Consider the following 26,232-nt stretch of genomic DNA (forward strand, 5'->3'; position numbering starts at 1 on the left):
CGGGGGCAAGCCCCCTCCCACCTTTGGAACGCGTTCTCATGTGGGAGGGGGCTTGCCCCCGATAGCGGTGTTACGCCTTGCGCATCCGCAAGCACCGCCACAAAGCCACAACCATCAACCCACTGACCACCGCCCAACCCCACGCCTGCTGGTTCAGCAATCCTTCACGGTACAACTGCGGCGCAATGCCGGCACCGATGATAAAGGTCAGCAAGGCAATCTCACGACGCGGCCCGGTTACCGGGCGAACCAGATATACCAACGCCGGCAGCAGGAGTGCCGCACTCGGGAAACTGCGGTAGCGTGGGTCAAACACCAGTGCCAGCATCATCACCGCACCGGCAAAGCCGGCGATTGCCACCAGCCAGCCCGCACGCTGTTCCAGCCAATTGAAGGCCCGCTCGCGCCAACCTTCCCGAGTGCTCAATGCCAGTGCTGCATGAGCCAATACCAGCAAGTTGAGCGTCATCAACAACGCCGCCCACACCCACTCATCATTAAATCGCGCAGTCACGCGGGTCAGTTCGGCCCAGGTTCCGATAGAGCAGGCCGCCACTGCGCCGAGCAGCGGCAGGGCCATGGCGGCGCGACTGCTGCGAACGCGACCACCGAGCACCAACGTCCCGAGCAGGATGACACCACCCACCCCCAACCACAGCGGCCAGTACGGCACGTTAGTCACCGGCCCGGCGAGGATGCCCTTTTCCTGGCGATCAGCATCGAACAAGCCCCAGTAGCCGCCTACCGCACCTTCGCTGGCACGTTTCCACGGCTGGTCAAACGCTTCGATCAGGTTGTAGCGCCAGCCATTGGCTTCGGCCATCGCCACAAAACCACGCATGAACTTGGCTTCATTGACTCGGCTCGGCACGGCTGTTTCACGCTGGCGACCCTCGCTGGGCCAGCCGGTTTCGCCGATCAGCACGTCCTTGGGCGCGAACTTGTTGCCGAAGGTCTGACGCACATCGCCCACGTGCTTGAGGGCCTGGTCGATGCTCGAAGGATCATCTTCCCAGTAGGGCAGTAGGTGAATGGTCAGGAAATCCACCGCCGGGGCGATTTCCGGGTGTTGCAGCCAGAACTCCCAGACATCGGCGTAAGTCACCGGTTGTTTGATCTGGCTTTTGACTGTCTGGATCAGCTTCACCAACTGCGCGGCGGTGACTTCCTTGCGCAACAGCGCTTCGTTGCCGACGATTACCGAGGTCACCACGTCCGGGTTGGCGTTTGCCGCTGCGATCAACTCGTCGATTTCTTTTTCGGTGGCCACCGGATCACTGCTGACCCAAGCGCCGGCCATCACCTTGAGGCCATGTTTGCGCGCCATGCCTGGCAGGGCTTCCAGGCCGGTCATGGAGTAAGTGCGGATGCATTCGAATCGGGTGGCCAGTAGGGCCAGGTCAGCGTCCATCCGCTCGGGGCGTAGTTTGAACGGCTGGTCGAACGGGGATTGGTCTTTGTCGAACGGCGTGTAGGACGCGCATTGCAGTTTATGGCTGGCACTGGCGACATCCGGCAACACCACCGGACGGCCGAGGCCATACCAATAGCCTACCAGGGCCAGCAGGCCGAGGATCAGGGCGAATAAATAGGGCAGGGCAGGGAAGCGGGCGGTCGCGGGCATGGTCGGCTTATCTGGGGGAGCAAAGGCGCGCATCTTACCCGGATTTGCCCTCTCCCAGTGGGGCTGCATAATTTTGACATGCAAAGTTCGGGCGGAATATTGACGCCATGTTCCAGGAAACGTCCTGCTGGCGATGTGATGTCGTTTCTTGCTTGCATAAGGTCGCTGACAGAGCAGGTCGACGGCTTCTGCGGGTTGATGATCAGGGTGTCAGTACTCAACTGATGTCGCAGCCACCGGATCGATGCGCGTGAACGGGGCGCGGTGCACTACATAACAACAGGTTGACGTCGCTCGGCATCCGTCGGGCGCAGCACTTTCGGGGAAGTACGATGAAGATGCGACGACTCTTGGGCGCAGCTGCCACTCTGGTAGTTGCGATGAGCTCCACACTGGCCAGCGCCGACAGCAAAACCCTGAGCATCGGCTACGTTGATGGTTGGTCGGACAGCGTTGCCACCACCCACGTGGCGGCAGAAGTGATCAAACAAAAGCTCGGTTATGACGTGAAACTGCAGGCGGTTGCCACCGGCATCATGTGGCAGGGCGTGGCGACCGGCAAACTCGATGCCATGCTTTCCGCCTGGCTGCCCGTGACTCACGGTGAATACTGGACCAAGAACAAGGACAAGGTGGTCGATTACGGCCCCAACTTCAAGGATGCGAAAATCGGCCTGATCGTGCCGGAGTACGTCAAGGCCAAGTCCATCGAAGACCTCAAGACCGACACCACCTTCAAGAACAAAATCGTTGGTATCGACGCCGGTTCAGGCGTGATGCTCAAGACCGACGAAGCGATCAAGGCCTACGGTCTGGACTACAAACTGCAGGCCAGCTCGGGCGCAGCAATGATCGCCGAACTGACCCGTGCCGAAGACAAACAGGAATCCATTGCGGTCACCGGTTGGGTGCCACACTGGATGTTCGCCAAGTGGAAACTGCGTTTCCTGGAAGATCCAAAAGGGATTTATGGTGCTGCTGAAACCGTCAACAGCATCGGCAGCAAGGGCCTGGAGAAGAAAGCGCCGGAAGTCGCGGCCTTCCTGAAGAAATTCCAGTGGGCCTCCAAGGACGAAATCGGCGAAGTCATGTTAGCTATCCAAGAAGGTGCCAAGCCTGATGCAGCGGCCAAGGACTGGGTCGCCAAGCACCCTGAGCGTGTAGCCGAGTGGACCGGTAAATAACCCCCCCCCCAATGCCTTGATACAACCCCTGTGGGAGGGGGCTTGCTCCCGATTGCGGTGTGTCAGTCGTCAATGATCTGACTGGCTCACCGCGATCGGGAGCGAGCCCTCTCCCACATTATTTTCGTCATCCGCAAATGTTTCTTTGCCCTCCCAATCCCTCGCTACACTTCCTCTAATACTAAGGTCGTCTGGAACCTGTTCCGCAGCCGCATACAGTGGCTATGTTCCAATAATAAAAAAGCTGTGCTGCGAGGATAAAAACAATGAACGACAGCATTTACCTCTCGATTCAAAACAGCCCTCGTTTCAAGGAGCTGGTGAGAAAAAGGGAAAGGTTCGCCTGGATTCTCTCGGCGATCATGCTAGGGCTTTACTCCGGATTCATCCTGTTGATCGCCTACGGGCCACAAGTGCTAGGGGCCAAACTGAGCCCTGGTTCATCTATTACGTGGGGTATCCCCATTGGGGTCGGGCTGATTGTCTCGGCCTTTGTCCTCACCGGCATCTACGTACGACGCGCCAACGGCGAATTCGACGACCTGAACAATGCGATTCTCAAGGAGGCTGCGCAATGATCCGTCGTCTATTGGCTGTATTCGGCGCTTCGGTCTTCGCGCCCGCTGTGTGGGCGGCGGATGCATTGACTGGTGAAGTGCACAAACAACCGCTGAATATCGCAGCGATCCTGATGTTCGTGGCCTTTGTCGGCGCGACGTTGTGCATCACCTACTGGGCGTCCAAGCGTAACAACTCGGCGGCCGACTATTACGCGGCCGGCGGCAAGATCACCGGTTTCCAGAATGGCTTGGCGATTGCCGGCGACTATATGTCGGCCGCGTCCTTCCTGGGTATTTCCGCGCTGGTGTTCACCTCTGGCTACGATGGCCTGATCTACTCGATCGGCTTCCTGGTGGGCTGGCCGATCATTCTGTTCCTGATCGCCGAGCGCCTGCGTAACCTGGGCAAGTACACCTTTGCTGACGTAGCGTCCTACCGCCTCGGCCAAACCCAGATCCGCAGCCTGTCGGCCTGTGGCTCCCTGGTGGTGGTGGCGTTTTACCTGATCGCTCAGATGGTGGGTGCGGGCAAGCTGATCCAACTGCTGTTCGGTCTGGACTACCACGTCGCGGTGATCCTGGTCGGCATCCTGATGTGCATGTACGTACTGTTCGGCGGTATGTTGGCGACGACTTGGGTACAGATCATCAAGGCAGTGCTGCTGCTGTCCGGTGCCTCGTTCATGGCGCTGATGGTGATGAAGCACGTCAACTTCGACTTCAACATGCTGTTCTCCGAGGCAATCAAGGTTCACCCTAAAGGTGAAGCGATCATGAGCCCCGGCGGCCTAGTGAAGGACCCGATCTCCGCGTTCTCCCTTGGCTTGGCACTGATGTTCGGTACCGCCGGCCTGCCACACATCCTGATGCGCTTCTTCACCGTAAGCGACGCCAAGGAAGCGCGTAAGAGCGTGCTGTATGCCACTGGCTTCATCGGCTACTTCTATATCCTGACCTTTATCATCGGCTTCGGCGCGATCCTGCTGGTCAGCACTAACCCGGCATTCAAGGATGCTGCAGGCGCTCTGTTGGGCGGTAACAACATGGCGGCGGTGCACCTGGCTAACGCGGTGGGCGGCAGTATCTTCCTGGGCTTTATCTCGGCCGTGGCCTTCGCCACCATCCTCGCGGTAGTGGCCGGCTTGACCCTGGCCGGTGCTTCGGCGGTTTCCCATGACCTGTACGCCAGCGTGATCAAGAAAGGCAAGGCCAACGAAAAGGATGAGATTCGCGTGTCGAAGATCACCACCATCGCCCTCGCAGTGTTGGCGATCGGCCTGGGCATCCTGTTCGAAAGCCAGAACATTGCGTTCATGGTCGGCCTGGCGTTCTCGATTGCGGCCAGCTGTAACTTCCCGGTGTTGCTGCTTTCCATGTACTGGAAAAACCTCACCACCCGTGGCGCCATGATCGGTGGCTGGTTGGGCTTGGTCAGCGCCGTTGGCCTGATGGTGCTGGGTCCGACCATCTGGGTCTCGATCCTGCATCATGAAAAAGCCATCTTCCCGTACGAATACCCAGCGCTGTTCTCGATGATCATCGCGTTTGTGGGTATCTGGTTCTTCTCCATCACCGACAAGTCGGCGGCGGCAGAGAAAGAGCGTGCGCTGTACTTCCCGCAGTTTGTGCGTTCGCAGACTGGCCTGGGGGCGAGTGGGGCGGTTAACCACTAAGGTTGAAGCTGGATAAGGAAATGCCCCGGTCGAAAGGCCGGGGCATTTTTTTTGCCTGAAGCTTATGAGGGGCTTGTGCCAATGCCATCGGGGGCAAGTCCCCTCCTGCAGTTAACCGAGTGCATCATTTGGAATGCACTTCAATGTGGGAGGTGGCTTGCCCCTGATGGTGGTAGATCAGTCGACACAAATAAAAACGGCCTCCACTGAGGGAGGCCGTTTTCGGTGCTGCTAAAAGGTGCTTACTTGCGATCTTCCAGCTTGGAGATGTCACGCGACTCGTAGCCGGTGTACAGCTGGCGCGGACGGCCAATCTTGTACGGGCTGGAGAGCATTTCTTTCCAGTGGGAGATCCAGCCCACGGTGCGGGCCAGGGCGAAGATTACGGTGAACATGCTGGTTGGAATGCCGATCGCCTTGAGGATGATCCCCGAGTAGAAGTCGACGTTCGGGTACAGCGAGCGTTCGATGAAGTATGGGTCGGTCAGGGCGATCTCTTCCAGGCGCATGGCCAGTTCGAGTTGCGGATCGTTCTTGATGCCCAGTTCCTTCAATACTTCGTCGCAGGTCTGCTTCATCACGGTCGCGCGCGGGTCGCGGTTCTTGTAGACCCGGTGACCGAAGCCCATCAACTTGAACGGATCGTTCTTGTCTTTGGCCTTGGCGATGAACTTGTCGATGTTGGACACATCGCCGATTTCATCGAGCATGGTCAATACGGCTTCGTTCGCACCGCCGTGGGCAGGGCCCCACAGTGCGGCGATACCGGCGGCGATACAGGCGAACGGGTTGGCACCCGAAGAGCCTGCCAGGCGTACGGTGGACGTCGAGGCGTTTTGCTCGTGGTCGGCGTGGAGGATGAAGATCCGGTCCATGGCCTTGGCGAGTACCGGGCTGATCGGTTTGATCTCGCACGGGGTGTTGAACATCATGTGCAGGAAGTTTTCCGCGTACGTCAGGTCGTTGCGCGGGTACATCATGGGTTGACCCATGGAGTACTTGTAAACCATTGCGGCCAGAGTCGGCATCTTGGCAACCAGGCGGATCGCGGAGATTTCGCGATGCTGCGGGTTATTGATGTCGAGGGAGTCGTGATAGAAGGCTGACAGGGCGCCAACCACACCGCACATGACGGCCATCGGATGGGCGTCGCGACGGAAGCCGTTGAAGAAGGTCTTCAACTGCTCGTGAACCATGGTGTGGTTCTTTACAGTGCTGACGAACTGGGCTTTTTGCTCGGCTGTTGGCAGTTCGCCATTTAGCAGCAGGTAGCAGGTTTCCAGGTAGTCCGACTTTTCAGCCAGTTGCTCGATCGGGTAGCCCCGATGCAGCAGAATGCCATTGTCGCCGTCGATATAGGTGATCTTCGACTCGCAAGAGGCGGTCGACATGAAGCCTGGGTCGAAAGTGAAACGGCCCGTGGCCGTCAGGCCCCGTACGTCGATAACATCGGGACCAACGGTGCCGGTTAAAATGGGCAGCTCGACGGGGGCTGCGCCCTCGATGATCAACTGCGCTTTTTTGTCAGCCATGTGGCCTCCTATTTATGCTTCAAATCATCAGACAGACCCCCCACGCAGGGCCCGCACCACTATAGTGAGATAAATTCAGATGTCAATTTGCCTAAAGTCTTGCTCCAGAAGGCTTTAACCGTACTTTTTCCTCGAAATTGACTGCCATTTACGCCTTTTATCTCGCCAGCGCAATCCGCTATTAGGGTGAGGAGCGCGCGTTGTCATTAGTAACCTAACTGTCTATACTCGGCCACCGACCGCCAAGGGCTTTTGGGCTTGCTTTCATTGGGGGTCGCACTCCCTGGGTGGTGCTTACCTGACCAGTGCACTCCCCAACAACTTTGCCCTGATTGTTAGGGGCTCTTCAGTGTGAAAAAAAGCCGTGAATAGCCAACGACCTGTAAACCTAGACCTAAGGACCATCAAACTCCCCATCACCGGCGTTACGTCGTTCCTGCACCGTGTTTCCGGCATCATCCTGTTCCTGGGCTTGGGCATCATGCTTTATGCATTGAGCAAATCCCTGGGTTCCGAGGAAGGTTACGCCGAGGTGAAGGCATGCTTGACCAGCCCGCTGGCCAAGTTCGTAGCATGGGGCCTCCTGTCCGCTCTGCTTTATCACCTGGTAGCCGGTGTGCGCCACTTGATCATGGATGCGGGTATCGGTGAGACGCTGGAAGGCGGCCGCCTGGGCTCGAAAATCATCATCGCCATTTCCGTGGTGCTGATCGTTCTGGCAGGAGTTTGGATATGGTAACCAGCGTTACGAACCTTTCGCGTTCAGGCCTCTATGACTGGATGGCACAGCGTGTGTCTGCGGTCGTTCTCGCGGCTTATTTCATTTTCCTGATCGGATACCTCGTCGCAAATCCGGGCATCGGCTATGAGCAATGGCACGGCCTGTTTTCCCACAATGCGATGCGAATCTTCAGCCTGCTGGCCCTTGTAGCCCTGGGCGCTCACGCCTGGGTTGGCATGTGGACCATTGCGACTGACTACTTGACGCCTATGGCGCTGGGCAAGTCCGCAACCGCAGTCCGTTTCCTCTTCCAGGCAGTATGCGGCATTGCGATGTTCGCTTACTTCGTCTGGGGTGTGCAGATTCTTTGGGGTATCTGATTCATGGCTAACATTCCAACTATTTCCTTCGACGCCATCATTATTGGTGGCGGCGGTGCTGGCATGCGCGCAGCGCTGCAGCTGGCCCAGGGTGGTCACAAGACTGCCGTGATCACCAAGGTGTTCCCGACCCGCTCCCACACCGTATCGGCCCAGGGTGGCATCACCTGCGCCATCGCTTCCGCCGATCCAAACGATGACTGGCGCTGGCACATGTACGATACCGTCAAGGGTTCCGACTACATCGGTGACCAGGACGCTATCGAATACATGTGTCAGGAAGGTCCGGCTGCGGTGTTCGAGCTGGACCACATGGGCCTGCCGTTCTCCCGTACCGAGCAAGGTCGTATCTACCAACGTCCATTCGGCGGTCAGTCGAAGGATTACGGTAAAGGTGGCCAAGCTGCCCGTACCTGCGCTGCGTCCGACCGTACCGGTCATGCGCTGCTGCACACCCTTTATCAGGGCAACCTGAAAGCTGGCACCACGTTCCTGAACGAGTACTACGCGGTTGATCTGGTGAAGAACGCCGACGGTGCATTTGTTGGTGTTATCGCCATCTGCATCGAGACCGGTGAAACCACCTACATCCGTGCCAAGGCTACTGTTCTGGCAACTGGCGGTGCAGGCCGTATCTACGCGTCGACCACTAATGCCCTGATCAACACCGGTGACGGCGTTGGCATGGCACTGCGTGCTGGCGTGCCGGTGCAAGACATCGAAATGTGGCAGTTCCACCCGACCGGCATCGCCGGCGCCGGTGTACTGGTGACTGAAGGTTGCCGTGGTGAAGGTGGTTACCTGATCAACAAGCACGGCGAGCGTTTCATGGAGCGTTATGCTCCGAACGCGAAAGACCTCGCGGGTCGTGACGTTGTAGCTCGCTCCATGGTTAAAGAGATCATCGCCGGTAACGGCTGTGGTCCGAATGGCGACCACGTTCTGCTGAAGCTCGATCACCTGGGTGAAGAAGTACTGCACAGCCGCCTGCCAGGTATCTGTGAACTGTCCAAGACCTTTGCCCACGTTGACCCAGTGGTTGCTCCGGTTCCGGTTGTTCCAACCTGCCACTACATGATGGGCGGTGTTCCGACCAACATTCATGGCCAGGCGATCACCCAGAACGCCGACGGCGTTGACGAGATCATCCACGGTCTGTTCGCAGTAGGCGAAGTGGCTTGCGTATCGGTACACGGTGCCAACCGTCTGGGCGGCAACTCGCTGCTCGACCTGGTGGTATTCGGTCGCGCGGCCGGCCTGCACCTGGAAAAAGCGCTGACCGACGGCATCGAATACGATGACGCTACCGACGCTAACATCGAGGCTGCCTTGGCCCGCCTGAACGCTCTGAACGAGCGCACTGATGGCGAAGACGTGGCAACTCTGCGTCGTGAGCTGCAAAGCTGCATGCAGAACTACTTCGGCGTATTCCGTACCGGCGAATACATGCAGAAGGGTATTGCCCAGCTGGCCGATCTGCGCAAGCGCATCGCCAACGTCAAGATCAACGATAAGAGCCAGGCGTTCAACACCGCTCGTATCGAAGCCCTTGAACTGCAAAACCTGCTGGAAGTGGCTGAAGCGACTGCGATCGCCGCCGAGGTTCGTAAAGAATCCCGTGGTGCTCACGCTCGTGAAGACTTTGAAGACCGCGATGACGAAAACTGGTTGTGCCACACCCTGTACTTCCCGGGTGACAAGCGCGTAACCAAGCGTGCCGTGAACTTCTCGCCGAAGACGGTTCCGACGTTTGAACCGAAGATTCGGACTTACTAAGGGTGGCTGCCATGTTGAAAGTCAGTGTTTATCGCTACAACCCTGATCAGGACGCTGCGCCGTTCATGCAGGAGTTCCAGGTCGATACCGGTGGTAAAGACCTGATGGTGCTGGATGTATTGGCACTGATCAAAGAGCAGGACGAGGGTTTCTCCTATCGTCGCTCTTGCCGTGAAGGTGTTTGCGGTTCCGACGGCATGAACATCAACGGCAAAAATGGCCTAGCGTGCATCACGCCGCTGTCCGCCGTTGTTAAAGGCAACAAGCTGATCGTTCGTCCTCTACCAGGTTTGCCGGTTATCCGTGACCTGGTCGTCGATATGAGCATCTTCTACAAGCAATACGAGAAAGTTAAGCCGTTCCTGCAGAACGACACGCCGGCTCCGGCCATCGAGCGTCTGCAGTCCCCTGAAGAGCGTGAAAAGCTCGACGGTCTGTACGAGTGCATCCTGTGCGCTTGCTGCTCGACCTCGTGCCCGTCCTTCTGGTGGAACCCGGACAAGTTCCTGGGTCCAGCTGCCCTGCTGCAAGCGTATCGCTTCCTGGCAGACAGCCGTGACACCAAGACATCCGAGCGTCTGGCTTCGCTGGATGACCCGTTCAGCGTATTCCGCTGCCGCGGGATCATGAACTGCGTCAACGTATGTCCCAAAGGCCTGAACCCGACTAAGGCCATTGGTCACATCCGTAACATGCTGCTCCAAAGCGGCGTGTAACTGACGTTGTAACAAAGCAGGACCGTTGTGCCCGTAAATGCTGCGGCGCAGGCTTCAACCGGCGCCGTAGTTTTAACTTGAGCAGCGACTTACAAAGCCGCGGCTCTTATTTTGAAGAAATGAGACAAGCAGGGGCATTCGGGTTGGTACCCGAACTATCAGCGTGATCCTAAGTGGCTTGTTTTGGTCGCTGCACTTGGCCTTTTGCAAGCAAACTCGGTGTTTCCGCCGGTGGTGTCCCCAAATCGAGGGTGACCAAGCATGCAAGAAAGCGTGATGCAGCGCATGTGGAACAGCGGCTATCTTTCAGGTGGTAACGCTGCCTATGTGGAAGAGCTTTATGAGCTCTACCTGCACGACCCTAACGCTGTGCCAGAAGAATGGCGCACCAAATTTCAGACGTTGTCTTCAGACGGCAACGCTGCCACCGATGTATCGCACGCAACGATTCGCGATCAGTTTGTGCTGCTGGCAAAGAACCAGCGCCGCGCCCAACCGGTTTCCGCCGGTAGCGTGAGCAGTGAGCATGAGAAGAAGCAAGTTGAAGTACTGCGACTGATCCAGGCCTACCGGATGCGTGGCCACCAGGCGGCCCAGCTTGACCCGCTGGGGCTCTGGCAGCGTCCTGCACCTGCTGACCTGTCGATCAATCATTACGGCTTGACCAATGCCGATCTTGATACGACCTTCCGTGCCGGCGACCTGTTCATCGGCAAAGAGGAAGCGAGCCTACGCGAAATTCACGAAGCGTTGCAGCAGACATATTGCCGCACCATCGGCGCTGAGTTCACGCACATCACTGATTCCGAGCAACGTCACTGGTTCCAGCATCGCCTGGAAGGTGTGCGTGGCCGTCCGGTGCTGTCCGCCGACGTTCGCAGCCACCTGCTTGAGCGCGTGACCGCAGCTGAAGGTTTGGAAAAATACCTGGGCACCAAATACCCAGGCACCAAGCGTTTTGGCCTGGAAGGCGGCGAAAGCCTGATCCCGATGCTCGACGAGCTGATCCAGCGTTCCGGTTCCTACGGTACCAAGGAAATCGTGATCGGCATGGCTCACCGTGGTCGCCTGAACGTGTTGGTCAACACCTTCGGCAAGAACCCGCGTGAACTGTTCGACGAGTTCGAAGGCAAGAAGAAGGTCGAGCTGGGTTCCGGTGACGTTAAATATCACCAGGGCTTCTCGTCCAACGTCATGACCACAGGCGGCGAAGTTCACCTGGCCATGGCCTTCAACCCATCCCACCTGGAAATCGTTTCTCCAGTGGTCGAGGGTTCGGTCCGTGCTCGTCAGGATCGTCGTAACGACACCACCGGTGAAAAGGTTCTGCCGATTTCCATCCACGGTGACGCGGCGTTCGCTGGTCAAGGCGTGGTACTGGAAACGTTCCAGATGTCGCAGACTCGCGGCTTCAAGACCGGCGGTACCGTTCACATCGTCATCAACAACCAGGTTGGCTTCACCATCAGCAACCCACTGGATGCGCGCTCCACCGAGTACGCCACCGACGTTGCCAAGATGATTCAGGCGCCGATCCTCCATGTGAATGGTGATGATCCGGAAGCTGTGCTGTTCGTGACCCAACTGGCCGTCGACTATCGCATGCAGTTCAAGCGTGACGTGGTGATCGACCTGGTTTGCTACCGCCGTCGCGGTCACAACGAAGCTGACGAACCAAGCGGCACCCAGCCGTTGATGTACCAGCAGATCACCAAGCAGCGCACCACACGTGAGCTGTATGCCGAAAGCCTGACGAAGGCCGGTATTGTTGATGATGCGCGTGTTCAGGCGAAGATCGATGAATACCGCAACGCGCTGGACAATGGTCTGCACGTTGTAAAAAGCCTGGTCAAAGAGCCGAACAAAGAGCTGTTCGTTGACTGGCGTCCGTACCTGGGTCACACCTGGACGGCGCGTCACGACACCTCGTTCGATCTGAAGACCCTGCAGGAACTGTCCGCCAAGCTGCTGGAAATCCCGGATGGCTTCGTGGTGCAGCGCCAGGTTGCGAAGATCTACGAAGACCGTCAGAAGATGCAAGCCGGCGGCCTGCCGATCAACTGGGGCTATGCCGAAACCATGGCGTACGCGACCCTGGCGTTTGAAGGTCACCCGATCCGCATGACCGGCCAGGACATCGGCCGTGGTACGTTCTCGCACCGTCACGCGGTATTGCACAACCAGAAAGACGCGGGCACCTACATCCCGTTGCAGAACCTGTACGAAGGCCAGCCGCGTTTCGACCTGTACGATTCGTTCCTGTCCGAAGAAGCCGTACTGGCGTTCGAATACGGTTACTCGACCACCACGCCGCAGGCGCTGGTGATCTGGGAAGCCCAGTTCGGCGACTTCGCCAACGGTGCTCAGGTGGTTATCGACCAGTTCATCACCAGCGGCGAGCACAAGTGGGGCCGTCTGTGCGGTCTGACCATGCTGCTGCCACACGGTTATGAAGGTCAGGGTCCGGAGCACTCCTCGGCCCGTCTGGAGCGTTACCTGCAGCTGTGCGCCGAGCACAACATCCAGGTGTGCGTGCCGACTACTCCGGCGCAGATCTACCACTTGCTGCGTCGTCAGGTGATCCGTCCGCTGCGCAAGCCCCTGGTAGTGCTGACCCCGAAATCGCTGCTGCGTCACAAATTGGCCATCTCTACCCTGGAAGATCTGGCGGATGGTTCGTTCCAGACCGTGATTCCAGAGATCGATACGCTGGACGCGGCCAAGGTCACTCGCCTGATCCTGTGCAGCGGCAAGGTCTACTACGACCTGCTGGAAAAACGTCGTGCCGAGGGCCGCGAAGACATCGCCATCGTACGTATCGAACAGCTTTACCCGTTCCCGGAAGATGACCTCATGGAGATCATCGCGCCTTACACCAACCTCACTAATGTTGTGTGGTGTCAGGAAGAACCGATGAACCAAGGCGCTTGGTACAGCAGCCAGCATCACCTGCGTCGCAGTATCGGCAACCACAACAAGGCCTTGGGCTTGGAGTACGCCGGTCGTGATGCTTCTGCTGCACCTGCTTGTGGTTATGCGTCGATGCACGCCGAGCAGCAGGAAAAACTGCTGCAAGATGCTTTCACTGTTTAACGCCTTCGCGCTGACTGAAACCGAATTTTAAGGACCCACAGATAATGGCTATCGAAATCAAAGCCCCGTCATTCCCGGAATCGGTTGCCGATGGCACCGTTGCCACTTGGCACAAGAAACCAGGCGACGCTGTAAAGCGTGACGACCTGATCGTCGACATCGAGACCGACAAAGTCGTTCTGGAAGTGTTGGCCGAAGCTGACGGCGTACTGGGCGCAATCGTTGCCGAAGAGGGCGCTACCGTTCTGTCGAACCAGGTACTGGGCTCGATCGAAGAAGGCAGCGCTGCCGCTGCTCCTGCTGCCGCTGCTGCACCGGCCGCTGCCTCGGCACCTGCTGCCGCTCCGGCTGCGGGTGGTGAAGATCCAATCGCTGCACCGGCTGCGCGTCAGCTGGCTGAAGAGAACGGTATCAACCTGGCTTCCATCAAAGGCACCGGTAAAGACGGCCGTGTGACCAAGGAAGATGTGGTTGCTGCTGTTGAAGCCAAGAAAAACGCTCCTGCTGCTGCGCCTGCCAAGGCTGCTGCCCCGGCTGCCGCTGCTCCTGTGTTCGCTGCTGGCGACCGCACCGAGAAGCGTGTTCCGATGACCCGCGTTCGTGCCACCGTGGCCAAGCGCCTGGTTGAAGCACAGTCGAACATGGCGATGCTGACTACTTTCAACGAAGTCGACATGACCGAAGTCATGGCCCTGCGTTCGAAGTACAAGGATCTGTTCGAGAAGTCCCACAACGGCGTGCGCCTGGGCTTCATGTCGTTCTTCGTGAAAGCGGCCACCGAAGCGCTGAAACGCTTCCCGGCAGTCAACGCTTCCATCGACGGCGGCGACATCGTTTACCACGGCTATGCAGACGTCGGCGTTGCCGTGTCCAGCGACCGTGGCCTGGTGGTTCCGGTCCTGCGTAACGCCGAGCTGATGAGCCTGGCCGAAATCGAAGGCGGCATCGCCGGCTTCGGCAAGAAAGCCCGTGACGGCAAGCTGACCATCGACGAGATGACCGGTGGTACCTTCACCATCACCAACGGTGGTACCTTCGGTTCGATGATGTCGACCCCGATCGTCAACCCGCCACAAGCCGCGATCCTGGGCATGCACAACATCATCCAGCGTCCGATGGCGATCAACGGCCAAGTCGTGATCCGCCCAATGATGTACCTGGCACTGTCTTACGATCACCGCCTGATCGATGGTAAAGAAGCCGTGACTTTCCTGGTGACCATCAAGAACCTGCTGGAAGACCCGGCTCGTCTGCTGCTGGATATCTGATAGAAGCAGCTGCAGGCTCCGGGCAAGCCGCCAAATAGGGCGGCTTGACCTGGAGCGTGTGGCTTGAAAGCTTGCTGCTAAATAGAGGAACTATTTTCATGTCGCAGAAATTTGACGTTGTAGTGATTGGTGCAGGTCCTGGAGGCTATGTTGCCGCCATCAAGGCCGCACAACTGGGCCTCTCGACTGCTTGCATCGAAAAATACACCGACAAGGAAGGCAAACTGGCACTGGGCGGTACTTGCCTGAACGTTGGTTGCATTCCTTCCAAGGCGCTGCTGGACAGCTCCTGGAAATTCCACGAAGCCCAAGACGGCTTCGCGATCCACGGCATCAACCATGCTGGCGTGACCATGGACGTGCCAGCAATGGTCGGCCGTAAAGCCAACATTGTTAAAGGCCTGACTTCCGGCGTTGCAACCCTGTTCAAGGCTAACGGCGTCACTTCCCTGCAAGGCCACGGCAAACTGTTGGCCGGCAAGAAAGTTGAAATCACCAAACCAGACGGCTCGGTTGAAGTCATCGAAGCCGAGAACGTGATTCTGGCTCCGGGTTCGCGTCCTATCGACATTCCACCAGCTCCAGTTGACCAGAACGTAATCGTTGATTCGACCGGCGCCCTGGAATTCCAAGCAGTTCCAAAACGTCTGGGCGTGATCGGCGCTGGCGTGATCGGCCTGGAACTGGGTTCGGTCTGGTCCCGCCTGGGTTCTGAAGTGACTGTACTGGAAGCCCTGGACACGTTCCTACTGGCTGCCGACACCGCTGTGTCCAAAGAAGCGCTGAAAACCCTGACCAAACAAGGTCTGGATATCAAGCTGGGCGCACGTGTTACCGGTTCGAAGGTCAACGGCGAAGAAGTCGTTGTGACCTACACCGACAAAGACGGCGAGCAGACCATCACTTTCGACAAGCTGATCGTAGCCGTAGGTCGCCGTCCAGTGACCACCGACCTGCTGGCTTCCGACAGTGGCGTGAACATCGATGAGCGTGGCTTCATCCACGTTGACGATCACTGCGCTACCACCGTTCCTGGCGTCTACGCCATTGGCGACGTGGTTCGCGGCATGATGCTCGCGCACAAAGCTTCCGAAGAAGGCATCATGGTTGTAGAGCGCATCAAGGGCCACAAAACCCAGATGAACTACGACCTGATCCCATCGGTTATCTACACCCACCCGGAAATTGCATGGGTCGGCAAAAACGAACAGCAGTTGAAAGCTGAAGGCGTTGAAGTTAACGTCGGCACCTTCCCGTTTGCTGCTTCTGGCCGTGCCATGGCAGCCAACGACACCGGTGGTTTTGTCAAAGTCATCGCTGATGCCAAGACTGACCGCGTATTGGGCGTCCACGTGATTGGCCCGAGCGCTGCAGAACTGGTTCAGCAAGGTGCAATCGGTATGGAATTCGGCACCAGTGCCGAGGACCTGGGCATGATGGTTTTCTCCCATCCAACCCTGTCCGAAGCGTTGCACGAAGCAGCGTTGGCTGTGAATGGCGGCGCCATCCACATCGCCAACCGCAAGAAGCGCTAAGCGAGATAATAAGAAACCACGGCGGAGTTGCCCGTCGTGAGCCTTGCGCGCAAGACTCACCGCGGAATATCCGCTGGACGCAGTCTTGCGCAGCTTTACGGGCCTTAAAGCCCAGCAAGTTGCGCAAGCAGCAGTCACAGGTGGCGCGGCACTCATAATGAGCGCAGCGCCGAATGCGCAGTACCTAACGAAGACGGTAAAAAGCATGAATCTTCACGAGTATCAGGGTAAGCAGCTGTTCGCTGAATACGGCCTGCCAGTATCCAAGGGCTACGCAGTAGACACCCCGGAAGCAGCAGCAGAAGCCTGCGACAAAATCGGCGGCACCGAGTGGGTTGTCAAAGCCCAGGTCCACGCTGGTGGTCGCGGTAAAGCGGGCGGCGTTAAGCTGGTTCGCAGCAAAGAAGACGCCAAGGCCTTCGCACAGCAATGGCTGGGCAAGCGTCTGGTGACTTACCAGACTGATGCCAATGGCCAGCCAGTCACCAAGATCCTGGTTGAATCGTGCACTGATATCGCTAAAGAGCTGTACCTGGGCGCTGTCGTTGACCGTTCGAGCCGTCGCATCGTGTTCATGGCTTCCACCGAAGGTGGCGTGGACATTGAGAAGATCGCCGAAGAAACCCCAGAAAAAATTCTGAAAGCCACTATCGATCCACTGGTTGGCGCTCAGCCGTTCCAGGGTCGTGAGCTGGCTTTCCAGTTGGGTCTGGAAGGCAAGCAAGTTGCCCAGTTCGCCAAGATCTTCGTAGGTCTGGCCAAACTGTTCCAGGATCACGATCTGGCTCTGCTGGAAGTGAACCCGCTGGTGATCAAGGCTGATGGCGATCTGCACTGCCTCGATGCCAAGATCAACATCGACGCCAACGCCATGTACCGTCAGCCTAAGCTGAAGACTTTCCACGATCCGTCGCAAGACGATCCGCGCGAAGCGCACGCTGCCAAGTTCGAACTGAACTACGTAGCCCTGGAAGGTAACATCGGTTGCATGGTCAACGGTGCTGGCCTGGCCATGGGTACCATGGACATCGTCAACCTGCATGGCGGCAAACCAGCCAACTTCCTCGACGTAGGCGGCGGTGCTACCAAAGAACGCGTTACCGAAGCCTTCAAGATCATCCTGTCCGACTCCAACGTCGCAGCAGTGCTGGTTAACATCTTCGGCGGCATCGTTCGTTGCGACATGATTGCCGAAGGCATCATCGGTGCAGTGAAAGAAGTTGGCGTTAAAATCCCGGTTGTTGTTCGCCTTGAAGGTAACAACGCTGAACTGGGCGCTAAAGTACTGGCAGAAAGCGGTTTGAACATCATCGCGGCTACCAGCCTGACCGACGCTGCTCAACAAGTTGTTAAAGCTGCGGAGGGCAAATAATGAGCGTCCTGATCAATAAAGACACCAAAGTTATCTGCCAGGGTATTACCGGTTCGCAAGGTAGTTTCCACACCCAGCAAGCCATCGAATACGGCACCAAGATGGTTGGCGGCGTAACTCCTGGTAAAGGCGGCACTGAGCACCTGGGTCTGCCAGTGTTCAACACCGTGAAAGATGCTGTAGCTGCCACTGGCGCCACCGCCAGCGTGATCTACGTTCCAGCTCCTTTCTGCAAGGACTCCATCCTGGAAGCAGCATTCGGCGGCATCAAGCTGATCGTCTGCATCACCGAAGGCATTCCTACCCTGGACATGCTGGACGCTAAAGTTAAGTGCGACGAACTGGGCGTTGTCCTGATCGGCCCTAACTGCCCAGGCGTGATCACCCCAGGCGAATGCAAGATCGGCATCATGCCAGGTCACATTCACTTGCCAGGTAAAGTCGGTATCGTTTCCCGTTCCGGCACCCTGACCTACGAAGCTGTCAAGCAAACTACTGACGCCGGTTTCGGTCAGTCGACTTGCGTCGGCATCGGCGGTGACCCGATCCCAGGTTCGAACTTCATCGACATCCTGAAGCTGTTCCAGGAAGATCCAAAGACCGAAGCGATCGTGATGATCGGTGAGATCGGCGGTTCGGCTGAAGAAGAAGCGGCTGCCTACATCAAGGCACACGTGACCAAGCCGGTTGTTTCCTACATCGCTGGTGTGACTGCCCCTGCGGGCAAGCGCATGGGCCATGCTGGCGCAATCATCTCTGGCGGCAAAGGCACTGCAGACGAGAAGTTTGCGGCTCTGGAAGACGCAGGCGTTAAAACTGTGCGTTCGCTGGCAGACATCGGCAAGGCTTTGTCCGAGCTGACCGGTTGGGCTGTCAAGTAAGCTTCGCGCTTAGCTGACGCTTTACCAGCAAAGGCCACCTTCGGGTGGCCTTTGTGCGTTTGGATGTACTCGATCCTATGTAAGGGGCCGTGCGACGATTCAACTAGCCCTCACACATTTGTTTGTATTGCCAACATAAGTATGAAAACGCGACATCAAGATGTCGCTTATCGGACAGTTCGCCCCGCAACAGTGCGTTTGTCAGCCTGATTCTGTAACCTACCCGCCTCTTTATGCGCTGGCCCCCAAAAGGAAGCCGCGCGCTAGACCGGTCGGCCCCATCAGGGCCGGCAGTATTTCCCTCATCCACAGGGAATCCCTCTCTAAATTCCGATTCAGTAGTGTGGTATTTCCCGAAATGAAAGTGTTGAAAAGCCAGGATATCCTGGCGTTGGGCTTCATGACCTTTGCCCTGTTCGTGGGCGCCGGTAACATCATCTTCCCGCCTATCGTTGGCTTGCAGTCCGGACCTCACGTCTGGATGGCGGCGTTGGGCTTCCTGATCACCGCAGTGGGTTTGCCAGTGGTCACCGTGATTGCCCTCGCCAAGGTCGGCGGTGGTATGGATGCGTTGAGCAGCCCGATCGGCAAGATCGCCGGTGGCCTGCTTGCGGCGGCTGCGTATCTGGCGGTAGGGCCGCTGTTCGCTACCCCGCGTACCGCGACGGTGTCCTTTGAAGTCGGCTTGGCGCCGCTCACCGGTGAAAGCCCGTTGGCGCTGTTCCTCTATAGCTCCGTTTACTTCCTAGTGGTGTTCTTTGTGTCCCTGTACCCAGGGCGCCTGCTGGACACTGTCGGTCGTTTCCTTGCGCCGTTGAAGATCATCGCGTTAGCCATCCTCGGCATCGCTGCGTTTGCCTTGCCGGCCGGTGAGGTGGGTGTCGCCACTCCGGAATACGTCGCTGCACCGTTCTCCCAAGGTTTTATCAATGGTTATCTGACCATGGACACCCTTGGTGCTCTGGTATTCGGAATTGTGATCGTCAACGCTATCCGCTCCCGTGGTGTTGATTCGCCCAAGCTGATCACCCGCTACGCGATCATCGCTGGCCTGATTGCTGGCGTTGGTCTTGCGCTGGTGTACGTCAGCCTGTTCCGCCTTGGTGCGGGAAGTCATGAAGTGGCCGCTGGTGCGGCTAATGGCGCAGCCGTACTGCACGCGTACGTGCAACACACCTTCGGCTCCCTGGGCAGTGGTTTCCTGGCGGTATTGATTTCCTTGGCATGCCTGGTTACCGCGGTTGGCCTGACCTGCGCTTGCGCCGAGTACTTCAGCAAAATACTGCCGCTGTCCTACAAGACCCTGGTAGTGATCCTGGCGCTGTTCTCGTTGTTCGTGTCCAACCTGGGCCTGACTAAGCTGATTGCCTTTTCGATACCGGTGCTTACCGCGATCTACCCGCCGTGCATCGTGCTGGTGGCCCTGAGCTTCTGCAAAGACTTCTGGCAGGAACAGGGCCGGATCGTTGGCCCGGTGATGCTGGTGTCGTTCATATTTGGCTGCATTGATGCGCTGAAGGGCGCGGGCTTTGCCGACTGGCTGCCGTCGCAACTGGCGCATCTGCCGCTGAGCGAGCAGGGCCTTGCGTGGTTGGTGCCGTCGGTAATGACCTTGGTCGTGGCTGTGGTGGTTGATCGTATGCTTGGCAAGCGTAGCGAAGCGATCGCGTAACACCGCTTCAAGGCTGCACAGAAATGCCCCGTATCAATCAATACGGGGCATTTTTTATGCTTGGTAGACTACGACCTTCTAAAGTTGGAGCGCGGTCGATGTAGGAGGGGGCTTGCCTCAGACGGCACTGTGCCATTCAACAGATGCAGTGACTGTCATCAAGCATTCGGGATCAAAGCCTCTCCCCCAATGTTGACCACGTTTGCAAAAACTTTCTTGATATAGGACCCGCATGTCGTTCGTCGAAACCAATCAAATCCACCTGCTTGCCGCCCTCTGGTTCGTTCTGTGTTGGGGCGGCTACACCCGTTATGCGACCTGGAAAGCTCGGGACACTGCGTGCCTGGCCAGTGTGCTGCATTTGTATCGTGAGGACTGGATGCGTCGCATGCTGCTGCGCGACAACCGCATTGCCGACGCCAGCGTGATCGGCAACCTGGAGCGCAATGCTTCGTTCTTTGCCTCCAGTACCCTCATTATCCTCGCTGGTATTCTCACCGTGCTTGGCGCCTCTGAGCGGGCCGTGTCCTTGCTAGCGGACATTCCTATGGTGCAGCAGGCGTCCCAGGGCATGTCGGAAATTAAGTTGTTGTGCCTGGCATTGGTGTTCGTCTACGCCTTCTTCACGTTCAGCTGGTGTATGCGCCAGTACAACTTTGCGGCGGTGTTGGTGGGGTCTGCGCCGATGATCGGTGAGCGGCATGTGTCCGAGCAAGAGCGCAAGGCGTTTGCCTTGCGGGCGGCAAGGGTAATCTCCATGGCCGCCAACCAGTTTAACTTTGGTCTGCGCGCTTATTACTTCGGCATGACCATGTTGGCGTGGTTTGTCAGCCCATGGTTATTCATGTTGATGAGCGCGGGAGTGGTAGTCGTGCTTTACCGTCGAGAGTTTCATTCCGACGTGCTGCAAGTGATGGTGTATACGCAGACTGATACGCCAGTGCCCGAGGCGATCAAAGAGTCGGCTTAGTCCACATCAGCGAGTTAACGCTTCAAATTAAAAACCACAGGCAAAGAAAAGCCCGCTATTTGAGCGGGCTTTCTTTATCGCAGCGAAGCTATTTCAAACCGCGGTCTCAAGAACCGGTGGCTGGAGTAGCAGGTGCTGCTTCTTTTGCGGCGGCTTCGTTCGATTCAGCCTGAGCTTTGGCAGCATCGGCGTTTTCTTTCGCAGCGTCGTTCACTTTATCCTGAGCCTTCGCCATATCTTTCTGAGCTTGCTCAGAGTGCGCGGCAGCGTCTTGGGCTTTGTCTTCGGATTTTTTGTCGCAGGCAGCGAGACCGAGGGCAGCGGCGAGCATCATGGAAATAGCTAAAGTCTTGCGCATTGGGTGTTTCTCCTTATTGAAGATATCTACTGGCCTTTCGAGCCTGAGGGTTCAGCATTAGTTCCTTTTATTGCGCAGATATATAAACAGCGCACCCCAAGGAACTTTCAACCGCACTGCCTACTCCGCGGATTAACGCTAATAAGAGTCTAGACCGAATGACCGAAAACCCACTGTTAGAGCGTGCGACGCGCTTTGTTTCGGCCCTGCGCCATTGCCAGGTGCTGGGGATTACCGTGCATGCCGCCAACCTGGAAGGTATGACCTTGGTCCTGCCCTACGGCCCCTCCATCGTCGGCGACCCTCGCACCGGGGTGATCCATGGCGGTGCGCTGACTTCGCTGATGGACACCGCCTGTGGCATGGCCACCTTGTGTGTATTGCCAGAGTTCGAGGTGTGCCCGACCCTCGACCTGCGCGTCGACTACATGCACACCGCCGAACCCCACAAGCCGGTTTATGGCTTCGCCCAATGTTACCGGGTGACGACTGACGTGATCTTTACCCGTGGCGTTGCCTATCAGGATGACCCGCAGCAGCCCATTGCCCATGTGGTTGGCACGTTCATGCGCATGGGCAAGCGGCTCAAGGGCGCCCAAGGACTTGGCAGCACAATCAAGGGAGAACAGGCATGACGCATCGATTCAAGACGCGCCTGGAACAGGCCCACGAACTCGGCAACTATGAGGCGCTGCTGGAGTTGATTCCTTACGCCAAGCTGATCGGCATCGAATGCACACGCCTGGGCGATGAATTGCTGTTTCGCCTGCCCGCCAACAAAGACAACATTGGTAACCCCATATTGCCGGCGCTGCACGGCGGGGTGATTGCCGGCTTTATGGAGCTGTCGGCGGCGTTGCACCTGCTGGTATTTACCGGTGCGCCGGGCTTGCCGAAAATCATCGATTTCTCCCTGGATTACCTGCGTGCAGGCCAGTTCCGCGACACTTATGCCAAATGCCAGGTCTGGCGCCAGGGCCGACGGGTCGCGAACGTGGCAATTACCGCCTGGCAGAGCACCCCGGCAGAACCTATTGCCACCGCCCGTGCGCATTTCAAAATTGAGGAAACGACTCGCCCTTGAAATCCTGGCCTTAGCCCCCAACTTTGATGACAACCCGCCGCCAACCCTCAAGGGTACGGCCACTGCCATCCAATTGGAGTTTGATGACCATGAGTGTGGAAACTCAAAAGGAAACCCTGGGCTTCCAGACCGAGGTGAAGCAACTGCTGCACCTCATGATCCATTCGCTGTATTCCAACAAGGAAATTTTCCTTCGCGAATTGATCTCGAACGCCTCTGACGCTGTCGACAAATTACGTTTCGAAGCCCTGTCCAAGCCTGAGTTGCTGGAAGGTGGCGCCGAACTGAAAATCCGTGTGAGCTTCGATAAAGACGCCAAGACCGTCACCCTCGAAGACAACGGTATCGGCATGAGCCGTGACGATGCGATCACCCACCTGGGTACCATCGCCAAATCCGGCACCGCTGATTTCATGAAGAACCTGTCCGGTGACCAGAAGAAAGATTCGCACCTGATCGGCCAATTCGGTGTGGGCTTCTACTCGGCCTTCATCGTTGCCGACAAGGTTGAAGTGTTCAGCCGCCGCGCCGGCCTTGACGCCAGCCAAGGCGTGCATTGGTCCTCCAAAGGTGAGGGCGAGTTTGAAATCGCCACCATCGATAAAGCCGACCGTGGCACCCGCATCGTGCTGCACCTGAAATCCGCTGAAGATGAGTTCGCTGACGGCTACCGCCTGCGCAATATTATCAAGAAATACTCCGACCACATCGCTCTGCCAATCGAGTTGCCGAAAGAGCAGGCTGCCGCCGAAGGCGAAGAAGCGCCTGCCCAGGAATGGGAAGTGGTCAACCGTGCCAGCGCCCTGTGGACCCGTCCTCGCACTGAAGTGAAGGACGAGGAATACCAGGAGTTCTACAAGCACATCGCCCACGACTACGAAAACCCACTGAGCTGGAGCCACAATAAGGTCGAAGGCAAGCTGGAATACAGCTCGCTGCTCTACGTACCGGCCCGTGCTCCGTTCGACCTGTACCAGCGTGAAGCGCCGAAAGGCCTGAAGCTCTACGTGCAGCGCGTGTTCGTGATGGACCAGGCGGAATCGTTCCTGCCGCTGTACCTGCGCTTCATCAAAGGCGTGGTCGACTCCAATGACCTGTCGCTGAACGTGTCGCGGGAAATCCTGCAGAAAGACCCGATCATCGACTCCATGAAGTCGGCGTTGACCAAGCGCGTCCTCGACATGCTGGAAAAACTGGCGAAGAACGAGCCTGAGCAATACAAAGGCTTCTGGAAAAACTTCGGTCAGGTCATGAAAGAAGGCCCGGCGGAAGATTTCGCCAACAAGGAAAAAATCGCCGGCCTGCTGCGTTTTGCCTCGACTCAGGGCGAAGATGGCGAGCAGGTGGTGTCCCTGGCCGAGTACCTGGCACGCGCCAAGGAAGGTCAGGACAAGATCTACTACCTGACCGGCGAAACCTACGCTCAGGTCAAGAACAGCCCGCACCTGGAAGTCTTCCGTAAGAAAGGCATCGAAGTGCTGCTGCTGACCGACCGTATCGATGAGTGGCTGATGAGCTACCTCAGCGAATTCGACGGAAAGACCTTTGTCGACGTTGCCCGTGGTGACCTGGACCTGGGTAACCTGGACTCCGAAGAAGAGAAGAAGGAAGCCGAAGAAGTCGCCAAGGCCAAAGAAGGCCTGGTTGAGCGGATCAAGACGGCCCTCGGCGATGCGGTCAGCGAAGTGCGGGTTTCCCACCGCCTGACCGACTCCCCGGCGATCCTGGCCATCGGCGAGCAGGACCTGGGCATGCAGATGCGCCAGATTCTCGAAGCCAGCGGCCAGAAGGTTCCGGATTCCAAGCCGATCTTCGAATTCAACCCGGCTCACCCGCTGATCGAGAAACTCGACGGCGAGCAGAGCGAAGAGCGGTTTGGCGACCTGTCGCACATCCTCTTCGATCAGGCGGCCCTGGCCGCTGGCGACAGCCTCAAGGATCCGGCCGCGTATGTGCGCCGCCTGAACAAGCTGTTGGTTGAACTGTCGGTTTGACCCCGTTGTAGAAAAACCCGCTTCGGCGGGTTTTTTCGTTCTACTGCACCTCAACTGGAGTAAATGATGAGCCAAGTCACTGTGCGTTCCGTGGTCTATCAGATTGATGGCCAGCCTTATGAGAGCCGCCTGGCATTCGATGCCAGCCACCAGGGTCCGTTGCCGGGCTTGTTGATGGCGCCGAACTGGATGGGTGTGAGTGCGGGTGCCGAAGAAATCGCCAAGGCCGTTGCCGGCAAAGGTTATGTGGTGCTGATTGCCGACTTGTACGGGCAAAGTGTGCGCCCGTCGAATGGCGACGAAGCCGGTGCCGCGATGATGCCGTTGAAGTATGATCGCCCGTTGCTGAACAAGCGCATGCAGGCGGCCTTTGAACAGTTGCAAGGTCAGACTGAAGCCGCAGTGGATACCTCGAAGCTGGCGACCTTTGGTTTCTGCTTTGGCGGTTGCTGCTCCCTGGAGCTGGCACGTACCGGCGCGCCGTTGAAGGCTGCGGTGTCCTTCCACGGCACCCTCGACACGCCGAATCCGGCGGACGCGAAGAACATCAAGGGCTCGGTGCTGGTGCTGCACGGTGCTTCCGACCCGTTGGTGCCAAAAGAGCAACTGCCGGCGTTCGAAGATGAAATGAACGCGGCCGGCGTGGACTGGCAATTGCTGAGCTACGGCGGTGCGGTGCATTCCTTCACTGACCCGGAGGCCAATGTGCCGGGCAAGATGATGTACGACGCGAAGACCGCAGCACGGGCCTTCCAGTCGATGCATAACTTGTTGGATGAAGTGTTCAAGGGCTAACGCTTAAGCGTTTGTTCCGGCCTCACCGAGGGCAAGTCCCTCCCACATGTTGACCGTGTGAATCCGATCAAGTGTGGGAGGGGCGGTGCGAAGATTCGACTTGCCCCCGTTTGCTATCTCAGGGGCAACTCAATTCTTTCAGTTTCACCTGGCACCGTCGGCCAATCCCCAGCGGCCCAGCGCTGCCTGGCCTGCTCGATCTTCAACGGATCGCTCGCGACAAAATTCCAATTGATCCGCCGTGGCCCATCCAGCGGTGCACCGCCAAACACCACCAGGTGGCAATCGCTCCCGGCGCACAGCGTCATCTCCTGTCCGGCCGGCAAGACCACCAGACTCTGCACCTCAAGCGCCTCGCCCTCCAACTGTGCTTCACCCTCCAGCACGTACACCGCCCGTTGCTCATGCTCGTCAGGGATCAGCAGGGTAGTGGCCGTCTGCATCCGCACCTCGGCATACAGCGTGGGCGACAGCACTGGCACTGGCGATTTCAGGCAAAACCCATTGCCGGCGATCATGCGAATCTGCACGCCCAAGTTGTCGCTGATCGGCAGGCTCGCCGCCGGGTGGTGGCTGTAATGGCCGGGCCCGGTTTCATGATCCTTGGGTGACGCAAGCCACACTTGCAACCCATGCAGGCTGAAGCCACTGGCCTTGAGTGCCTCGGGTGTGCGCTCCACATGGGCAATCGCGCTGCCGGCAGTCATCCAGCTGACATCACCCGCTTGCACCTCCTGGTCAGAACCCAAGCTGTCCTTATGCTGCAGTGCACCGTCGAACAGATAGGTGAGAGTGGATAGGCCGATATGCGGATGCTGACGGATATTCATGCCGCTGCCCGCTGGGTACTGGGTGGGCAACATGTGATCAAAGAACACAAAGGGCCCGACGCTACGGCATTCCCGTGAGGGCAAGGGGCGCAGGATCGGCTGGCCTTCGACGTCTTCGGGGCGAGGGCGGATCACGGTGAGGGTGGTCATGGTGCGTCCCAGTCTGAGCGGGTTAGGTGTAATTAAGCATAACCCGCTCGACGAGAGGTTGCCG

The 26,232-nt window shown here is 57.8% G+C and carries 22 protein-coding genes; 18 read left to right on the forward strand and 4 right to left on the reverse strand.

The genetic code is table 11. The features are described 5' to 3' along the window. Positions 1-70: 70 nt before the first annotated feature. The gene (locus BW43_RS08075; RefSeq protein WP_032889148.1) at positions 71-1,624 is read right to left on the reverse strand and encodes a glycosyl hydrolase family 17 protein; all 1,554 of its coding nucleotides are present in this window, start codon (positions 1,622-1,624) and stop codon (positions 71-73) included. A 332-nt stretch (positions 1,625-1,956) separates the two neighbouring features. On the opposite strand from BW43_RS08075, the gene BW43_RS08070 reads away from it, so the two are divergent. The 3 genes from BW43_RS08070 to BW43_RS08060 all read left to right on the forward strand — a co-directional run bounded on the left by BW43_RS08070 (position 1,957) and on the right by BW43_RS08060 (position 5,041). Continuing rightward, entirely contained in the window at positions 1,957-2,808 is an 852-nt protein-coding gene (locus BW43_RS08070; protein WP_032889150.1) for a glycine betaine ABC transporter substrate-binding protein, read from the forward strand. A 266-nt stretch (positions 2,809-3,074) separates the two neighbouring features. Next, positions 3,075-3,386 carry a DUF485 domain-containing protein gene (locus BW43_RS08065; RefSeq protein WP_027607054.1) on the forward strand — a complete coding sequence of 104 codons (312 nt, stop codon included), beginning with the start codon at positions 3,075-3,077 and terminating at the stop codon, positions 3,384-3,386. Continuing rightward, positions 3,383-5,041 (forward strand): cation acetate symporter, encoded by a 1,659-nt coding sequence (locus BW43_RS08060; protein WP_032889152.1) that lies wholly within the window; start codon positions 3,383-3,385, stop codon positions 5,039-5,041. The genes BW43_RS08065 and BW43_RS08060 overlap by 4 nt, the downstream gene beginning before the upstream one ends. 242 nt (positions 5,042-5,283) lie before the next feature. Here BW43_RS08060 and gltA read toward each other — a convergent pair whose 3' ends face one another. Beyond that, positions 5,284-6,573 carry a citrate synthase gene (gene gltA / locus BW43_RS08055; protein WP_032889154.1) on the reverse strand — a complete coding sequence of 430 codons (1,290 nt, stop codon included), beginning with the start codon at positions 6,571-6,573 and terminating at the stop codon, positions 5,284-5,286. 364 nt (positions 6,574-6,937) lie between these two features. Here gltA and sdhC point away from each other — a divergent pair, with 364 nt between their 5' ends. The 11 genes from sdhC to BW43_RS08000 all read left to right on the forward strand — a co-directional run bounded on the left by sdhC (position 6,938) and on the right by BW43_RS08000 (position 20,957). After that, entirely contained in the window at positions 6,938-7,312 is a 375-nt protein-coding gene (gene sdhC / locus BW43_RS08050; RefSeq protein WP_016979564.1) for a succinate dehydrogenase, cytochrome b556 subunit, read from the forward strand. After that, positions 7,306-7,674: a succinate dehydrogenase, hydrophobic membrane anchor protein gene (gene sdhD, locus BW43_RS08045; RefSeq protein WP_032889156.1), complete on the forward strand. Its 369-nt coding sequence runs from the start codon at positions 7,306-7,308 to the stop codon at positions 7,672-7,674. The genes sdhC and sdhD overlap by 7 nt, the downstream gene beginning before the upstream one ends. A gap of 3 nt (positions 7,675-7,677) precedes the next feature. Next, positions 7,678-9,450 (forward strand): succinate dehydrogenase flavoprotein subunit, encoded by a 1,773-nt coding sequence (gene sdhA, locus BW43_RS08040; protein WP_032889157.1) that lies wholly within the window; start codon positions 7,678-7,680, stop codon positions 9,448-9,450. 11 nt (positions 9,451-9,461) lie between these two features. Then, positions 9,462-10,166 carry a succinate dehydrogenase iron-sulfur subunit gene (locus tag BW43_RS08035; RefSeq protein WP_003172807.1) on the forward strand — a complete coding sequence of 235 codons (705 nt, stop codon included), beginning with the start codon at positions 9,462-9,464 and terminating at the stop codon, positions 10,164-10,166. A 261-nt stretch (positions 10,167-10,427) separates the two neighbouring features. After that, complete coding sequence (locus BW43_RS08030) at positions 10,428-13,259, forward strand: 2-oxoglutarate dehydrogenase E1 component (protein WP_032889159.1); 2,832 nt, start codon at positions 10,428-10,430, stop codon at positions 13,257-13,259. Between the two features lie 44 nt (positions 13,260-13,303). Then, entirely contained in the window at positions 13,304-14,527 is a 1,224-nt protein-coding gene (gene odhB, locus BW43_RS08025) for a 2-oxoglutarate dehydrogenase complex dihydrolipoyllysine-residue succinyltransferase (protein ID WP_032889161.1), read from the forward strand. Positions 14,528-14,625: 98 nt separating this feature from the next. Further along, positions 14,626-16,062, forward strand: a complete 1,437-nt coding sequence (lpdA, locus tag BW43_RS08020; protein ID WP_032889163.1) for a dihydrolipoyl dehydrogenase — start codon at positions 14,626-14,628, stop codon at positions 16,060-16,062. Positions 16,063-16,267: 205 nt separating this feature from the next. Further along, entirely contained in the window at positions 16,268-17,434 is a 1,167-nt protein-coding gene (gene sucC, locus BW43_RS08015; RefSeq protein ID WP_003210567.1) for an ADP-forming succinate--CoA ligase subunit beta, read from the forward strand. Further along, positions 17,434-18,315, forward strand: coding sequence for a succinate--CoA ligase subunit alpha (sucD, locus tag BW43_RS08010; RefSeq protein ID WP_003210566.1), 882 nt, complete (start codon positions 17,434-17,436; stop codon positions 18,313-18,315). The genes sucC and sucD overlap by 1 nt, the downstream gene beginning before the upstream one ends. A gap of 358 nt (positions 18,316-18,673) precedes the next feature. Further along, positions 18,674-19,987, forward strand: a complete 1,314-nt coding sequence (brnQ, locus tag BW43_RS08005; protein WP_032889165.1) for a branched-chain amino acid transport system II carrier protein — start codon at positions 18,674-18,676, stop codon at positions 19,985-19,987. 232 nt (positions 19,988-20,219) lie between these two features. Continuing rightward, positions 20,220-20,957, forward strand: a complete 738-nt coding sequence (locus BW43_RS08000; RefSeq protein WP_032889167.1) for a DUF599 domain-containing protein — start codon at positions 20,220-20,222, stop codon at positions 20,955-20,957. 106 nt (positions 20,958-21,063) lie between these two features. Here the strand turns inward: BW43_RS08000 and BW43_RS07995 are convergent, their stop codons facing one another. Continuing rightward, complete coding sequence (locus BW43_RS07995) at positions 21,064-21,315, reverse strand: hypothetical protein (protein ID WP_010211724.1); 252 nt, start codon at positions 21,313-21,315, stop codon at positions 21,064-21,066. 158 nt (positions 21,316-21,473) lie between these two features. Between BW43_RS07995 and BW43_RS07990 the strand changes: the two genes are divergently transcribed. The 4 genes from BW43_RS07990 (at position 21,474) to BW43_RS07975 (ending at position 25,188) form a co-directional block, all read left to right on the forward strand. After that, positions 21,474-21,950, forward strand: a complete 477-nt coding sequence (locus tag BW43_RS07990; RefSeq protein WP_032889169.1) for a PaaI family thioesterase — start codon at positions 21,474-21,476, stop codon at positions 21,948-21,950. Beyond that, the gene (locus BW43_RS07985; protein WP_032889171.1) at positions 21,947-22,399 is read left to right on the forward strand and encodes a PaaI family thioesterase; all 453 of its coding nucleotides are present in this window, start codon (positions 21,947-21,949) and stop codon (positions 22,397-22,399) included. Before BW43_RS07990 ends, BW43_RS07985 begins: the two co-directional genes overlap by 4 nt. A gap of 89 nt (positions 22,400-22,488) precedes the next feature. After that, positions 22,489-24,393: a molecular chaperone HtpG gene (gene htpG, locus BW43_RS07980; protein WP_032889307.1), complete on the forward strand. Its 1,905-nt coding sequence runs from the start codon at positions 22,489-22,491 to the stop codon at positions 24,391-24,393. Positions 24,394-24,459: 66 nt separating this feature from the next. After that, entirely contained in the window at positions 24,460-25,188 is a 729-nt protein-coding gene (locus BW43_RS07975) for a dienelactone hydrolase family protein (protein WP_032889173.1), read from the forward strand. Between the two features lie 113 nt (positions 25,189-25,301). Here BW43_RS07975 and BW43_RS07970 read toward each other — a convergent pair whose 3' ends face one another. Continuing rightward, positions 25,302-26,168, reverse strand: a complete 867-nt coding sequence (locus tag BW43_RS07970; protein WP_032889175.1) for a pirin family protein — start codon at positions 26,166-26,168, stop codon at positions 25,302-25,304. Between the last annotated feature and the right edge of the window lie 64 nt (positions 26,169-26,232).

This window comes from Pseudomonas sp. RIT357, assembly GCF_000632245.1.
Lineage (GTDB): Bacteria > Pseudomonadota > Gammaproteobacteria > Pseudomonadales > Pseudomonadaceae > Aquipseudomonas > Aquipseudomonas sivasensis.